The sequence below is a fragment of the Nonomuraea recticatena genome, assembly GCF_039533245.1.
GTDB lineage: Bacteria > Actinomycetota > Actinomycetes > Streptosporangiales > Streptosporangiaceae > Nonomuraea > Nonomuraea roseola.
Genome location: NZ_BAAATE010000037.1, coordinates 76,092 through 90,823, shown reverse-complemented (window position 1 = coordinate 90,823; position 14,732 = coordinate 76,092). Strand labels below are relative to the sequence as shown.

The 14,732-nt window shown below is 67.6% G+C and carries 13 protein-coding genes and 2 pseudogenes; 6 read left to right on the top strand and 9 right to left on the bottom strand.

Features of this window, described 5'->3' with window-relative positions; genetic code table 11:
- A pseudogene (locus tag ABFX50_RS42735) lies at window positions 1-410 on the top strand (SPFH domain-containing protein); the annotation flags it as partial.
- 19 nt (window positions 411-429) lie between these two features.
- Here ABFX50_RS42735 and ABFX50_RS51555 read toward each other — a convergent pair.
- Window positions 430-1,384: pseudogene (locus ABFX50_RS51555) on the bottom strand (IS3 family transposase).
- Window positions 1,385-1,482: 98 nt separating this feature from the next.
- Window positions 1,483-2,370 carry an SDR family NAD(P)-dependent oxidoreductase gene (locus ABFX50_RS42725; protein WP_346154999.1) on the bottom strand — a complete coding sequence of 296 codons (888 nt, stop codon included), beginning with the start codon at window positions 2,368-2,370 and terminating at the stop codon, window positions 1,483-1,485.
- Between the two features lie 62 nt (window positions 2,371-2,432).
- On the opposite strand from ABFX50_RS42725, the gene ABFX50_RS42720 reads away from it, so the two are divergent.
- Complete coding sequence (locus ABFX50_RS42720) at window positions 2,433-2,897, top strand: GbsR/MarR family transcriptional regulator (RefSeq protein WP_346154998.1); 465 nt, start codon at window positions 2,433-2,435, stop codon at window positions 2,895-2,897.
- A 12-nt stretch (window positions 2,898-2,909) separates the two neighbouring features.
- Here ABFX50_RS42720 and ABFX50_RS42715 read toward each other — a convergent pair whose 3' ends face one another.
- Window positions 2,910-4,202 carry an ArsB/NhaD family transporter gene (locus ABFX50_RS42715; RefSeq protein WP_346154997.1) on the bottom strand — a complete coding sequence of 431 codons (1,293 nt, stop codon included), beginning with the start codon at window positions 4,200-4,202 and terminating at the stop codon, window positions 2,910-2,912.
- Window positions 4,199-4,606, bottom strand: coding sequence for a CBS domain-containing protein (locus ABFX50_RS42710; RefSeq protein WP_346154996.1), 408 nt, complete (start codon window positions 4,604-4,606; stop codon window positions 4,199-4,201). The genes ABFX50_RS42715 and ABFX50_RS42710 overlap by 4 nt, the downstream gene beginning before the upstream one ends.
- A 401-nt stretch (window positions 4,607-5,007) precedes the next feature.
- On the opposite strand from ABFX50_RS42710, the gene ABFX50_RS42705 reads away from it, so the two are divergent.
- On the top strand, window positions 5,008-5,376 hold the full coding sequence (locus tag ABFX50_RS42705; RefSeq protein ID WP_346154995.1) for a universal stress protein: 369 nt from the start codon (window positions 5,008-5,010) through the stop codon (window positions 5,374-5,376).
- 2 nt (window positions 5,377-5,378) lie between these two features.
- On the opposite strand, the gene ABFX50_RS42700 is transcribed toward ABFX50_RS42705, so the two are convergent.
- From ABFX50_RS42700 to ABFX50_RS42690, 3 genes are all read right to left on the bottom strand, one after another.
- Window positions 5,379-5,990, bottom strand: coding sequence for a class I SAM-dependent methyltransferase (locus ABFX50_RS42700; protein ID WP_346154994.1), 612 nt, complete (start codon window positions 5,988-5,990; stop codon window positions 5,379-5,381).
- A 106-nt stretch (window positions 5,991-6,096) separates the two neighbouring features.
- Entirely contained in the window at window positions 6,097-7,272 is a 1,176-nt protein-coding gene (locus ABFX50_RS42695) for a cation:proton antiporter (RefSeq protein ID WP_346154993.1), read from the bottom strand.
- Window positions 7,273-7,275: 3 nt separating this feature from the next.
- The gene (locus tag ABFX50_RS42690) at window positions 7,276-7,755 is read right to left on the bottom strand and encodes a cation:proton antiporter regulatory subunit (protein ID WP_346154992.1); all 480 of its coding nucleotides are present in this window, start codon (window positions 7,753-7,755) and stop codon (window positions 7,276-7,278) included.
- A gap of 263 nt (window positions 7,756-8,018) precedes the next feature.
- On the opposite strand from ABFX50_RS42690, the gene ABFX50_RS42685 reads away from it, so the two are divergent.
- Window positions 8,019-9,407 carry a cytochrome b gene (locus ABFX50_RS42685; RefSeq protein ID WP_346154991.1) on the top strand — a complete coding sequence of 463 codons (1,389 nt, stop codon included), beginning with the start codon at window positions 8,019-8,021 and terminating at the stop codon, window positions 9,405-9,407.
- A gap of 168 nt (window positions 9,408-9,575) precedes the next feature.
- Here the strand turns inward: ABFX50_RS42685 and ABFX50_RS42680 are convergent, their stop codons facing one another.
- On the bottom strand, window positions 9,576-10,202 hold the full coding sequence (locus ABFX50_RS42680; protein ID WP_346154990.1) for a hypothetical protein: 627 nt from the start codon (window positions 10,200-10,202) through the stop codon (window positions 9,576-9,578).
- 139 nt (window positions 10,203-10,341) lie between these two features.
- On the opposite strand from ABFX50_RS42680, the gene ABFX50_RS42675 reads away from it, so the two are divergent.
- The gene (locus ABFX50_RS42675; RefSeq protein ID WP_346154989.1) at window positions 10,342-11,334 is read left to right on the top strand and encodes a magnesium and cobalt transport protein CorA; all 993 of its coding nucleotides are present in this window, start codon (window positions 10,342-10,344) and stop codon (window positions 11,332-11,334) included.
- Entirely contained in the window at window positions 11,331-11,462 is a 132-nt protein-coding gene (locus tag ABFX50_RS42670; RefSeq protein WP_346154988.1) for a hypothetical protein, read from the top strand. The genes ABFX50_RS42675 and ABFX50_RS42670 overlap by 4 nt, the downstream gene beginning before the upstream one ends.
- 225 nt (window positions 11,463-11,687) lie before the next feature.
- Here the strand turns inward: ABFX50_RS42670 and ABFX50_RS42665 are convergent, their stop codons facing one another.
- The gene (locus tag ABFX50_RS42665) at window positions 11,688-14,399 is read right to left on the bottom strand and encodes a hypothetical protein (protein WP_346154987.1); all 2,712 of its coding nucleotides are present in this window, start codon (window positions 14,397-14,399) and stop codon (window positions 11,688-11,690) included.
- Between the last annotated feature and the right edge of the window lie 333 nt (window positions 14,400-14,732).

Sequence of the window (14,732 nt, the reverse complement as noted above, 5' to 3'; positions counted from 1 at the left end):
CCGAGGGCCAGTCCCGCGCGATCGACCAGGTCTTCCAGGCCGTCCACCGCAACGACCCCGACCCGAAGCTGCTGGCCTACCAGTACCTCCAGGTGCTCCCTCAGCTCGCCCAGGGCGAGGGGAACACGTTCTGGGTGATCCCGAGCGAGGTCACCTCCGCGCTGCAGGGCGTCTCCAAGGCCTTCACGGAAGTGCTGCCCAGGTCGGAAGCAGTCCGACCCGACTCCATCGAAGCTTCCGCCGCTGATGAGGAGGCCGCGAGAGCCTCCGAGGCCGCAGCTGAAGCGGTCGCGGACGCTCAGCGGGCAGAAACCGCTCCAGGCCCTCGGCAGCTGAACGCCGCCATCCCGGCGTCCTCACCTTTCTCTGGCTTGAAAGAATCCCCTGAACAGCTCCACCACCGGTACTGAACCATCCTAGGGCTGGCATTTACATGCGGGTCCTTGCCTCTCCGATGACAGGGCTTCCCCCTGAGGACTCCGACACGGGCCGCTTCGTAGGCGTGCTGGAGCGGCGGCGTCGGGAGTTGTAGCGGCTGACCCAGCGGAACACCTCCAGTCGGGCGTGGCGGGCGGTCGGCCAGGCGGATCTGCCTTGGAGTATCTCGCGTTTCATCGTGGTGTTGAAGGACTCCGCCGCCGCGTTGTCGCCGCTGGAGCCGGCCGCGCCCATGGACTGGACGACGCCCAGCTCGGCGCAGAGGGCCGCGAACTCCTTGCTGCTGTATTGCGCCCCGCGATCGGAGTGAAAGATCGCCCCGTCCAGACCACCACGGCTGCCGGCAGCGACGCGCAGGGGGTCGGCCACCAGTTCGGTGGCGTGTGGCCGGCGATCGCTCAGCCCGCCAGCTTGCGCGAGCACAGATCGATCACCGTCGCCAGTTACAGGCGCGTGCCGTCGGCGACGGGCAGGTAGGCGATGTCGCCCACATAGCGCTGATTCGGCACCTCGGCGGTGAAGTCGGGTCCGTCTCAGTAGCCGCCGACCCCTCAGGCGCCGTGGTGCGGACCTCCTTACGCAGGCGCAAGCCGACGATTCGGAACGCGCGAGACGATCCGGCACAACCGCTTCACCCCGTAGGTGTCCGCGTGGTCGGCGACGAACTGGAGGCGGTTCACCAGCGCGTCCCCGGCGACATGCCGGGCGGCCTTGCGCAGGATGTCCCGCTTCTTCCTCCAGCTCGCGCCCCCGCCGCTGCAGCTCGGCGTTCTCGGCCTCCACAGCTCTCATCCCGCTCCGTGCGCGTGGCCCTGATCCAGTTCCGCAACGTCTCCGAACTGATCCCCAAGTCCGCGGCAATCCCGGAGATCGCCGCTCCCGGCCTGGACTCATACAGCGCCACCGTGTCCATCTTGAACTGCGGCGGGTGGTTCTTCATCCCCAACCGGACACTCTCCCCGAACCAGCAAGGTTCCAGGGTCTCAGGTGTCAAGTCCTCGGGTGGAACGCCCGGGCGCGTGGCGATGATGATGGCCATCTCGCTCACCAGGCCCATTGCGGGTGGCCCGTGGCTAGCTGGGATACGGACCAGAGCCGATCACGCGCCGCGGCGTCGTAGGCCTGTGCCGGGGCCCGGACGGGGTGAAGGTTTTCGTCAAGGTAGATGCCGTGCATGGGCCTGGCAGATGCGGGCCGCTCGCGCCAGGACTCGATTCGCGTGGTCAGAAGCGCATAGGACTCGCCGAGCCGATCCGGCGGCAGAGCGGCTCGGTTCTTCGGCGCGTAGAGGGTGCGCAGCAACCAGGGCATCGCGGCGACCCGCTCCGCGTCGAGCCGGACGGAGGGGACGCGCACGCAGGCGACATCGAGCCTGTCACCCGCTCGCATGGCCAGCGAATAGGTGAACATGATCTGCGCCAGTTTGGCGTGGTAGTAGGCCCGCGTGGGGCTGTACCAGTCCGTCTCATCCAGGTGGTCGAAGCGGATCTTGATGCGCGGCATCGTGACCAGTCCCTTGCTGGCAACGTTGATCACGCGAGGCCTCGGCGCGGCGGCGAGGAGGTGGCTGAGCCGCGCCGTGAGCCGGAACGGCCCGAGATGGTTGGTCGACCAGAACAGCTCATGACCGGCCGGGGTGATGACAGGCTCGCGCATCGCCTGGTCGAAAACGGCGGCGTTGTTGATCAGCACGTCCAGGTAACCGACCTGGCCGGCGATCGTGGCGGCGGCCTTGTCGATCGAGGTGGGGTCCGCCAGATCTGCGACGATCAGTCGGCTGTTCTCGATCGTGGCCGCCGCGGCCTTACCACGACCAGGATCTCGGCAGATGATCAGGAGACGGTGTCCCTGGGCGGCGAGGCGGCGCGCGGCTCGAAGGCCGATGCCGGAGTTGGCGCCGGTGATGGCGACGGTGAGTTGCCTTTGGTGCATCTCGACTCCGCCTTTCGGTTCGTTCGGTAGAATCCGAACAATCCGAACTCTATGCTGTCTCCATGGGTGACGTGGAGGAGTTCGTTGAGGAAGCGGGGTTGTACTTCGAACGGCTGGGTCTCAGCCGTACCTCCGGCCGCGTCATCGGATGGCTGCTGGCCAGTTCCGATGGCACGGCTGACGCGTCGGAGCTGGGCGGGCGGCTGGGCGTGGCGAAGAGCAGCATGAGCGTGGCGCTACGCCAGCTGGAGGCGGCCGGGTTGATCGTCCGCTTTCGTCCGCCCCAGGAGCGAAGGGATCGCTATCGGCTGGAGGAGGACATCTTCGCCCGCGCCTTCCGCGCGAAGATGAGTGAGTTCGACGCGTTCAGCGCGCTGGCACAGCGAGGTCTTCGCGCGGTCGGCGACTCCCCTGAACCCAGGCAGCGGCTGGAACTCATGCGGGACATGTACGGCTTCATGGCCCGTGAATTCCCCAAACTTCTGGACCGCTGGGACCAGGAACGTGAGAACCGACAGCGTCCCTGAGACGGGACTTCCTCACATCAGGTAACGGACCCACAGATACGGCGCCACCAGCGCCACCGTGACCGCCGTCACCACCAGGCCGTACTTGGTGAACTCCCAGAAGCTGATCGGCGTGCGGTTACGTGCGGCGATGCCCAGGACGACGACGTTGGCCGCCGCGCCGACCGCGGTGGCGTTGCCGCCCAGGTCGGCGCCGAAGGCGAGCGCCCACCACAGCACCTGCCCTGTGCCGTTACCGCCGTTGGCCTGAACCAGTTCGGCGACGATCGGGCTCATGGTGGCCACGTACGGGATGTTGTCCACGATCGCCGACAGCCCCGCCGAGACCCCCAGCAACCCCATGGTGGTCAATCCCAGTTGTCCCTCGGTGGCGCTGACCGCCATCTGGGAGAGCTCCCCGATCACCCCTGTGTTCACCAGGGCGCCGACCATGACGAACAGCCCCGCGAAGAAGACCAGCGTCGGCCACTCCACCTCTTCGAGCGACTCCTCCGTGGTGACCTTCGTCGCCGCCACCAGGACGCCCGCACCCAGCACCGCCACCACCGAGGGCTCGTAGTGCAGCACGGGGTGCAGCACGAATCCGACCATCACCAGGGCCAGGACGCCGAGTGACTGCCACAGCAGGCGCGGGTCGCGGATGGCCTCGCGCTCGTTGAGCGCCATGATCTCGGCCGCGCGCTCGGGGTCGTAGACGAACACCTTGCGGAACAGGATCCTGCACAGCCCGACGAAGACCACCATCAGCACCACGACCAGCGGCGCCATGTGGATGAGGAAGTCGTTGAACGACAGCCCTCCCCTGCTGGCGATGATGATGTTGGGCGGGTCGCCGACCAAGGTCGCCGCGCCGCCGATGTTGGAGGCCATCGCCTCGGCGATCAGGTACGGCGCGGCGGGCAGCGCCAGCCGTTCGCACACCAGGAACGTCACGGGGGCGATGAGGAGCACCGTGGTGACGTTGTCGAGCATCGCGGAGGCGACCGCGGTGATGACCACGAGCAGGACCATCAGCCTGAAGGGGCGTCCTCTGGCCCGTTTGGCGGCCCAGATGGCCAGGTACTCGAAGACGCCGGTCTGCTTGAGCACGCCGACGATGATCATCATGCCGAGCAGCAGGAAGATGACGTTCCAGTCAACGCCGGATTGCTCGGAGAAGAAGGCGGCCTCGGCGTCGGTGGCGTGGATGAGCAGCATGAGCCCGGCCGCGCCCAGCGCCGCCGCCACCCTGTGGATCTTCTCGGTGGCGATGAGGGCGTAGGCGCACAGGAAGATCGCCACCGCCAGCCATGCGGTGACCGTCACGCCTCCACCGCCCGGTCGAGCAGCGCCTGCAGCGTGACCGCGCCGTGCAACCGGCCTCCGGCCACGACGGCGACCAGCGGGCTGTGTGTGCGGGCCATCAGCGCGGCCAGTTCGAGCACGGTGGCGTTCAGATCGGCGACGGGCAGTTCACGCCGCTCGCGGGGGAGCGCCTCACGCACGGTCCGTTCGCTGAGTTGGCGTAGGAACAGGTCGGCGTGCGCCTCGTCGATCACGCGGGCCAGCGCGGGGTCGTCCTGGCAGTAGCCGGGCACGGCCATGCGCAGCACCTGGGTGCCGGGCAGGATCGTGAACGGCAGGCCGTCGGCGTCGACGACGATCAAACCGGGTAGGTCCTGGTCGGCCAGGAGCCTGGCCGCTTCGATCACGGGGGTGTCGAGCCCCACGGTCGGAAAATCGGCAAGCAGATCACGCGCGCGCATAGTTGTCGGCCTGTCTGTCGGGATCGACTAGGACATTGCCGACCAGACTTCCCGGCGCACCACGAATGACCCTATCAACATCTGCCGATCTCTGCCTCCGCGGGCGTAGCAGGGGTCCAAGAGAGCCATCCGCGAAGGAGGCGCATGCGCGTCCGGGTCGGCGAAGGGCGAAGGTGTCCGTAGTCCAGCAAGATCAAGATGCCCTCCTCGACCAAGACGGCGATGCGCCACGTACGGGCTCCCCCGTGTGGAGTTACCCCTGCTGTGCGACCAGGCTTTCCGGCGCGCAGCAAGGGTCTACTCGGACCGGATAGGGCTTGGCGTCTGCTGCGCGGGCCATTGACACTGGAAGGGTGGCTGGTCGGTTGGTCGTCGCCTACAACGATTCGCCGAGTACCCGAAGGGCGCTCGGAGAGGCGCTTCAGCGTGCGGCGAAGTCCCCGCCGTGCGAGGTGATCGCCGTGGCGGTCGACAAACGGGGGCCGACTCGCGCGGAGGACCAGCCGCAGCCATGCGAGGTATGGCTGCGCGAAGCTGATCGTCATGCGCGTGAACAGGATCAGAGCATACGAACCGAGCTCCGGGTAGGGCATCCGGCGACGGAGATACTCCAGGCTGCGCGTGATCTGGACGCGGACTTGCTCATCGTCGGTCACAGTCGCTGGGGCACGCATTCCAGCACACTCGATACCGTGCTGCGCCACGCGCCCTGCCCCGTGCTCGTGATCCACTGACGCTATGTAGCTACGCCCATCACATGTGCGACATGGTCGAACGAGAATCGTTCGAGCCGGCGGATCGCGAACACCTTCTCGATGGCGCCCAATGGATCCCGCGCCGGATGGCAGCCACCACAAGCGGGCGCCCAGACAGGCGTGATCAAGCCTTCGGCGAAAGCCACGACCGGATTGAACGACCGTGTGTGCTCGTAGAAGCGGAGCTCGCCGTCCCGGCGCAGCACCCTGCGCACCTCCGCCAGCGTGGCATCCGGACGCGGTGAGCTGCACAGCATCAGCGAGCAGATCACGACGTCGGCGAAGTTGTCAGGAAGAGGCAGCCTGGTCAGGCTGCCGTCGACCACCCGCACCGGCGAGGAGACGGAGGAGGCCGCCTCGCGTGCCGCCTGGCGCAGGGACGGATCCGCCTCGACGATCACGATCTCGTCCAGGCCCGGTGGATAGCAGGCGAGCTTGGTACCGTCTCCGGCGCCGAGTTCCACCACCCGTCCGGAGATCCCGGACAGCAGCCACTCGCGTTGCGGGGTCGGTCTGGCCGCCGTCCCTCTGCCGTTCATCACGGCGCGGGGGTGGTGAAACTGTTCCATGACGTAGCCCTTGTCAAGCGCCAAGACGAGCGACAGTGATTGATGACAGGATCGTCGGTATCTCACCGTACTGTCCAGTGGTCAGCGACGTCGCACATCAACAGCCTCCGGCGTGTCCAGCGTCTCGGCTCTAGCTGTTGCCGGCATTCGTGCCGGGTAGAAGCCGTGGGCGGTACGGTGGCGCGCCTCCCAGACGCGTGACGAGCGGCCCGGCTATGGCCAGCACGAGGACATAGGCAGCCACCAAAGGACCCAGCCTGTCGTGATGAGCGCCGACCAAGCCGATGATCACTATGGAGAACTCGCCGCGAACGATAAGCACCGTCCCCGCTCTCAAGCGGCCACGCGGCCCTGCTCCCTCCCGCCACGCCGCGTACTGACCGGTGACCACTTTCGTGGCGGCCGTGACGGCGGCCAGGACGAGGGCGACAGGGAGCACAGGGACAAGATCGCTCAGGCTGACCGACAGACCGATCGCCAGGAAGAAGACCGCGGCGAACAGGTCGCGCAACGGGGTGAGGACATTGCGAGCCCGCCTGGCCGCCTCCCCGGTGAGCGTGAGCCCGACGAGAAAGGCACCGACCGCGGCCGATGCGTGGACGAGCTCGGCCAGTGCCGCCACGATCAGGGTGAGGCCCAGGACTCTCAACATGAGCTGCTCAGGGTCTGGATCGGAAAGCAACCGCCCGAGATGGTGGCCCCATCGATACGACACGACGAAGGCGGCCAGCACCGCGCCGACCGCGATGAGCACGCCCAGTCCCGCTTGCCACCACGTGCCGCCGGAGGCGAGTACAACGAGCAACGGCAGATAGGCGGCCATGGCGAAGTCTTCCAGCACCAGGACCGACAACACGGCAGGGGTTTCCCGGTTGCCCAACCGCCGTAGGTCATCAAGGAGCCTGGCGATGATGCCTGAGGAAGAGATGTAGGTGACGCCGGCCAGGGCAAGGATGCCGACGGCGTCCAGGCCGAGATACCAGCCGGCCAGCGCGCCGGGAACCGCGTTCAGTACGAGGTCGACGCCTGCCGAGGGCACGTGGCGGCGCAGGCTGACGGAGAACTCGTGGATGGAGAACTGCAGCCCGAGGGCGAGCAGCAGCAGGACCAGCCCGATGGCCGCGCCGACCTGGACGAACTCACCGGCGGCGGGTACGGGGGCAATGCCTCCTTCGCCCAGCGAGAGGCCGGCGAGAAGGTAGAGCGGAATGGGCGAGAGAGCGAACCGCCGCGCCAGAGCACCGAGGACGCTGAGGGCGGCCAGGATGACACCCAGCTCCAGCAGCAGCGCGACGGAGGTCTGCACGACTCAGCCCCGGATGATCTGTTCCACGCCGGCTATCCCGCTGCGGGTTCCGATGACCACCAGGACATCGCCCGCTCGCAGCACCTCATCAGGTGTCGGGGACGCGATCACATCTTCACCGCGGACGATCGCCACGATGGACGCTCCCGTACGGCTTCGCGCCCTGGTGTGCCCCAGCGGGCGATCCACGTAGGGAGAGCCGGCCCGCACCCCCGTCTGCCCCGCGCTCAGTCCCGGCACCTCCTTGGTGAGATCGGCGAACCGCTCCGCGATGCGAGGCGCACCGAGGATCTCGGCGAGCGTGTCGGCCTCCTCGCTGTTGAGCCGGAGCATGGACCGGCCCTGGTCGGGATCCTCGCTCCCGTAGACGACCAACTCGAACTCGCCCGTCCGCCGCGCCACCACACCGATCCGGTCACCGTCCTGGTTGGTGAACTCATACCGCAGCCCCACACCCGGAAGGAGCACCTCGTTCACATCCATGTACTCATCATCGCGCTGTGACCTGCGCAAACGTGAGAGGGCTTGCCGCGCATCAGACCACACGCGTCCTCGAACACCAGCCGACGCGTCATTGGCGATTAGGCGGGTCACGGCGGCCACACCGGCCATGAACAGCGATGGTCACGTCAGCCCCGGCGAAGAAGCCGACGGTAGTGACGCTAATCACCGTCGCCGACGCCTTATCTTCGTCACATTCCGCGGCCCGAATCCGTCCTATGAGTAGGCAAGGTTAGGGGGCCCACATGCGTTCGCTGGTCAAGCACCGGTCGTTTCAGTTCTCGCACTGGTCGTTCATGTTCGCGGAGATCGCCGTCTGGTCGTTCGTCGTCCTGCTGGTGACCGGGGCCGTGCTGATGGTGTTCTACGACCCCAGCATGTCCCAGGTGACCTATGACGGCTCCTACGGCCCGCTGCGTGGACTCTTCGTCAGCAGGGCCTTCGACTCGACCATGCATCTCAGCCTGGAAGTGCGTGGCGGCCTGCTCATCCGCCAGGTCCACCACTGGGCGGCGCTCGTCTTCGTGGCGGCCGTCGCGTTGCAGCTGCTGCGCATGTTCCTCACCGGCGCGTTCCGCCGCCCGCGCACCACTCAGTGGCTGATCTGGGTGACGCTGCTGGCGCTGGGCATGGCCGCGGGCGAGACCGGCAACGCCCTGCCTGACGACATGCTGTCGGGTGGGAGCCTGTGGCTGATCATGTCGGTCGTGCAGTCCATCCCCTTCGTAGGAACCTGGGCGCTGTCGCTGCTGTTCGGGCCGGACTTCCCCGGAGACAGGATCATTCCGGTGATGTACGGCGGGCACCTGCTGATCGCGGTCGTCATGGCCGTCCTGCTGATCGCCCGTGAACTCCTGGTGCGGCGGCACGGCCACTCCCGATTCATCGCCTCGGTGTCGGCACGGCGGAGCGCACGCCCCATGATGGCCCTCGCGACGTTCGGCATGCTGATCATCCTCGGGTTCGGGTTCCAGATCGCCCCCATATGGCTGTACGGCCCCGCCAAGCCGACGCAGATCTCGGCGGGCTCGGTACCTGACTGGTACATGGGGTTCCTCGACGGCGCCCTCCGGATCATGCCCGGGTGGGAACTCACTCTTGGGGACTACACGCTCAGCCTCGCGGTCCTCATCCCCACGCTGGTGATACCAGGGCTCTTCTTCACCGCCCTGGCCGCCTACCCGACCGCCGAGCGCTTCCTCGTCTCCCGACGCAGCCGCCGCGACGCACTGGGCCGGCCCAAGACCACGAGCCGCATGACCCGCGTACCGGGCGCGCAGAACATGCTCGATCGACCACGCGACACGCCGACGAAGACGGCCATCGCGGTCGCCGGCATCACGTTCTACGGCCTGCTGTGGGCAGCCGCGGCCAACGACCAGATCGCCCACCAGTTCCACCTCACCGTCGAGGCTGTGACGATCTTCTTCAGGTACGCCGTGGTCATCGGCCCCGTCATCGCCTTCATCATCACCCGGTGGATCTGCCTCGCACTGCAGCAGACGGATCGCCACGTGGTGGAGCACGGAGTGGAGACCGGGATCATCACGCGCTCCCCGGACGGCGGATTCCACGAACAGCTGGCGCCGGCACAGCAGGAACCCCAGGAGCTGGCGGTCACCTCGGGGAGATGACAGTTGTACCGATCAAGCGCGTGCACGTGGCCCCCGGCGCCGACGAGCGCGCAGCACCGTCGGAAACCACCGGGCCAGTGCCGTGAGGATGGCCCGGTCGGCCCGGTCCGGCTTCGGGCGCCCGACTGGCGCCTCAGCACAGCCACCTCCTGAGCTCGCCGAAGACCGCTACCCGATCTGGCCGAGGTCGAAGGCGACGTCGGCGAGATGAACCGTCCGTACCTCCGGGTCATCGAGGAGCTTACGCAGGTCGGCGAGTTTCCAGCGGTCGACGACGAGCCCGTGCACGACTCCCTCCCCCACCGCCTCGGTGAGCCACTCGTAGTTCAGCTCGAACACGCCGAGGTCTTCCCCGTCGTCAAGTAGCCCGACCCACCTGCGGAACTCCGCCAACGCCGCCTCGGGCTCCGTCTCGCACTGATAGGCGACGTCCGTCCAGCTGTCCTGCTGGGTCGTGTCGCGGTTCCAGACGACCGCGTTCACCCGGGGGTCGCTGCTGGAGTCGTCGTAGTAGTACGGGGAGTAGATGTAGGAGACGTCCGCCCCTCCGCAGATCTTGTGCCTCCGGTTGAAGGTGACGAGCCGCTCGGTGGTCATCGAGCGTGAAAACTGCACGACCGCGACGGCGTCGAGCGTCTGAGGGAGCCCGTCGATGGTCTTCCTGGCCCTTTCCGTGGACTCCGCGTCGGCTCGGAGATCAGGCGGGGGCTCGGTATGACGGGGCGGCCGGAACTGCTGCCGGGCAGGGCTGCAGGTCCGGCCGGCGGGCAAGCGCCTGGCCGGTCGCGGCGGCACGGAGCTCTGTCGCCTTGAACGGTCACGGCAGGCCTGCGAGGGACGGTGGCGATTGAGAGATGGCACGAGGGGTGTCCGAGCGCCTTCCACATCGGTGGCAGGAGACGAGGGAGGGGGCGGGTACGCGAGAATGCCGGATGTGATTGTGGACAAAGCGATCTACTGCGACGGAGTGCGCGAGACCATCAACGGCGACATCAGCGATGCGGTCACCGCCGCCCGCGCCCGGGGCGACTGCTTCTTGTGGATCGGCCTGCACGAGCCCACACAGGAGGAGTTCGACCTGATCACCAGCGAGGTGAAGCTGCATCCGCTGGCGGTGGAGGACGCCATCCACGCCCACCAGCGGCCCAAGCTCGAACGCTATGACGACACTCTGTTCATCGTGCTCAAGCCGCTGCTGTATGTGGAGGAGAGCTCCGACATCGAGGTCGGCGAGATCAACCTGTTCCTCGGCCACGACTTCGTCATCAGTGTCCGCCACGGCCAGGCCAACCCGCTGAGCGGGGTACGCCGCCGCATCGAATCCGACCCCGATCTGCTGGCCGCGGGCCCGGCCGGGGTGCTGTACGCGATCTGCGACGAGGTCGTCGACGCCTACTCGCGCATCTCCCACGAGGTCGCGGGCGATCTCATCGCCCTGGAGCAGCGGGTGTTCAGCGGTGAGCACGCCGATGTCACCGCCGACATCTATTCACTCAAACGCGAGGTGTTGGAGTTCCGCACCGCCCAGGACCCGCTGATCCCGGTGCTGGAGGAGATCGTCAAAGACCGCGTGGAGCTGTGCACGGCCAACCGGGAGCAGTTCCGCGATGTTCTCGATCACCTGTTGCGGGTGGACGCCCAGGTCGATGAGCACAACGAGCTGCTCACCAGCGCCTTGAGCGCCCATCTGGCCCTGGTGGGCCGTGAGCAGAACACGGTGGCCATGCAGCAGAACGCCGACATGCGCAAGATCTCTTCGTGGGCGGCACTCATCGCCGTCCCCACCATGATCGCCGGGATTTACGGCATGAACTTCGACTACATGCCCGAGCTGCACTGGTTGCTCGGCTACCCCTTGAGCCTTGCGGTCATGGTCGTCGCCGTGCTCTTCGTCCACCGGCTGCTGCGCAAGAGCGGATGGCTGTGAGAATCCCCAAGTTCTTCTCCCGCAGGCTCTCCCCGAGCAGGCTCCTGATCGCCGTGATCGTCGCCTGGATCATCCTGTTGACCGTCATCATCTTGGTCGACCCCCAAGGCTCCGGCCCCGGCCCATGAGGCCACGACCGAGTAGCTGACGGTTTCAGCCTGCGGTCCTGCGTCGGTGCGGGCAGACGAGGCCGCGCGCAAGGTCGAGTCTTCGGAGCGGATGCGCAGCCGTTCGAACTGGTGCGGCCAGGCGAGGGCCTGCTCGCTCACCATGAGATGGTGCCCGGTCCCGAGCGGTCAGAAGGCGGCCGACCGTGCGATGAGCTATGAGGCGGTACAAGCCCGCATGCGAGATCACCGCCACCGCACCCCGATCCCACTGTTGATCTCCGCCAGCAACGTGGTGGTCGCCGTGTACCGCAGTAGATTCCCCGACAGCGGCAGGTCGAGCGTGGCCTGCGCGTACCGGACGGCATCGCCGGCCGTCCGCAACCCGAGCCGTCCCGCCGTGAGCGACCGAAGCTCCGTCTCGGCACCGATCCGGCGGGTGGCCAGGTTGAGGCAGGCCGCCAGCAACTCTGCCCGGAGCGTACGCGGCTGGAGCAACGGCAGCAGGAAAGCCTCCGAAACGTCGGCGCGGGACAACGACCCGTCGGCGCCGGTGTCGAACCGGACGTCGGTGGCCTGGACACGGGCAAGGTTCTCGGGTGTGTGAAGCGAGGTCCGCAGTGCCCAGAGCGTGACGATCATCGGATCGCGGGTGGGCGCGACAGCGGTGATCCTCGTGCTCGCCGTCGCGGCAGGTGCGGCGAAGTCGCAGCCGCCACCGCTGAAGCGCGCCGACACCGGCACCGTGAGGCCGGCACCATCGGTGTGCAGCAGGCTTGGGCGCGCGGTGAACGCGATCGTGCCGGGCGCGGAACCCGGAGCGATCCGCCCAGTCTCCCACCGCAGGGTGGTCGTCCCGTCGGCGTTACCGATGACGGCGGTGGGCCGAGGGCCCGCGCCGTCGTCGAGCGAGGTGCTGTAGTACACCCCTGCCGGGAGTGTGGCGGTGATCGTGGCCGAGGAGGCCGCTCCGGTGCCCGTGTTGCGGTATTCGATCGCGTACGAGATCGACTCGCCCGCGTTCGCGGAGGGCGGGGCGGTCACCGTCAGACCGGGGACGGGTCGGCGAACCGTGGTGGAAGCCGTCGCGGTGTTGTCGCCGAGCGTGCCGTGCTCCGGGGACCCGTACTGGTTGGTTCCCGAGATCCGCACCTTGTTGGTGACAGTCGAGCCGTCCGCGGCCGTGCACGGGATCGGGTAGGTGAACCTCTCGGTGGCCGGCAGCGCGCTCAGGGCACGGATGACGGCGGTTCCGTCCGGGAGGGTGTCGGCGAGGGAGACGTTCGTGGGCGTGCCCGCTCCTCGGCCGGTGGCCTGGACGGTGTAGGTGAGGGTGTCGCCCGCGTCCGCCTGCGGCTTGTCCACGGTCTTGGTGACGGCCAGGTCGATGGGTGAGTGCAGGCTCTGCGCGGCCTCGCCGGTGATCTCCTGCGCGCCGGCGCCGGTCACGCCCCTGTGGGTGCCCTCGGCGAACATGCGGCTCTCGCGAAAGTTGAACCGCAGGCGGCTCCAGTCCTCCCAGGCGGTGAGCGTCTGCTTGGGTGAGGCCGGACAGGAGGTGGTGTCGTCGCCCAGCGCGATGTGGTTGACGTCGGCCGTCGCGGCGGTCTCCACGACCTTGTCGCCGTTCCAGTCCAGCGGCTCGGTGGAGGAGGCGTCGCGCCGCACGCCGTTCAAGCCGTAGACGATCGAGGTGTAGGCGTCGGGTACGGCGGGGCCCGTCTCGTCGAGGCCGGCGTCCTCCTTGAGCGTGCCATGCGCCCAGTTCTGGTAGTCGGGCTTCCAATCCGCGTTGGAGCCGGGGAACTGGTAGAGGTAGTTCATCACGCTGGTGTAGTTCGGCTTGCAGTTGATCGGGTCGCTCCCGCCGTGCTGAAGGCCCAGGTTATGGCCGAGCTCGTGGATGAACGTGCCGGCCTCGACGTCCGCCAACCCGCCGTTGGCGGTGATCATGTCGTCGGTCCAGGCGCCGAGCGTGATGAGGAAGTCGTTGCCGCCGGGGAGCGCCCGGCCGGTGCGCTGGGCGTCGGCGACCGTGGTGGCGGAGTCGTCGCCGAGTTCGGCGAATCCCGACGTGGTGCCTCTGCCCGTGACGGCGTGGGCCGACAGCGCGTAGTGGAAGGCCAGCCGCTTGGCGCCCAGGACGTTCACGCAGTTGGCCGAGGAGCGCTCCTGAGGGGCGCCGAACCGGCCGTCACACGGGCGATCGGTGAATCCGGACTTGATGTCGTCGAAGTCGTCCAGGCCGCCCGATCCCTTCACATCGAACAGCAGGCCCTCGACTTCCGTCACCGTGTCCTCGTCGCGGTCGACGTGGAGGGCGATCCCGTGCTCGGCGAACTCCCAGAACACCGCGAGCACCGCTTCGTCCGAGAGCCTGCGGGGACGGTTCCTGCAGTAGGCGGCTTGGCACATCATGGCGTCCATCTCCACGAAGACGTCCTTGCGGTGCGGGTCGGCCCGCTCCTCCAGGTGGTAGTCGACGTCGCCGTCCCTGTCGTAGTCGATGCCCTTGGTCTCCCACTCGTCCGGCAGGCCGTCGCCGTCCGAATCCGGGAGCGCCAGCACCCGGATGGTGACCGTGCACGTGGCCAGGACGGTGTTGCCCGTCGCCGAGGATCTGATGTCCAGCACGATGTCGGCCGGGCCCAGGCCCAGGCCGTACGCCGGGCCCAGGTCGAGCTCGCCGCGGAAGGTCGCCGACCCGACGACGGCCCGCTCGTGGACGAGGTGCTCGCGGCCGTAGTGGAAGTTCTCCCGCATGGTGACGGTGAAGGTCACCACGTTGTCCGTGCCGTTGGTGAGCGTGAGCTCGCTGGGTAACTTGTCCCCTTCCATGAGGAAAAGCCCGCCCGCGGGGAACTCGCACGCCGCCTGGACCGGATCGGCCGCGTACCCGGGCAGCGGGATCAGGGCCGCGACGGCCATCAGGGTGAAGACCAGGATGGTACCGATCACTCCGCGATGCCGGCGGTGCATTCCAGGGCCTCCTCAGCGGGGATGTGAGGAGATTGTTGGCGATCTACCCCTGGAGTTCATGAGTAGGGCCTACTCAGCTTGCGGGAGGAGGCGTGGCGGGTCTGACCGCGCCGCGCGAATGGGAAGAGGAGACCGGCCTGCCGTGGCAGTACGCCGGTCGTCGCCCTTCCACGACGTCGTCCCTGTAGACATCGACATCCACGAGCTCCCCGCCAACCCCCCGACCTTCGGTTCCAGCCCCGCGTCTCCATCCAGCCCGAGGAAATCGTCGCCTTCGCCTGGCGATGCCAAGTCGGATCAGCACGGCTGCTT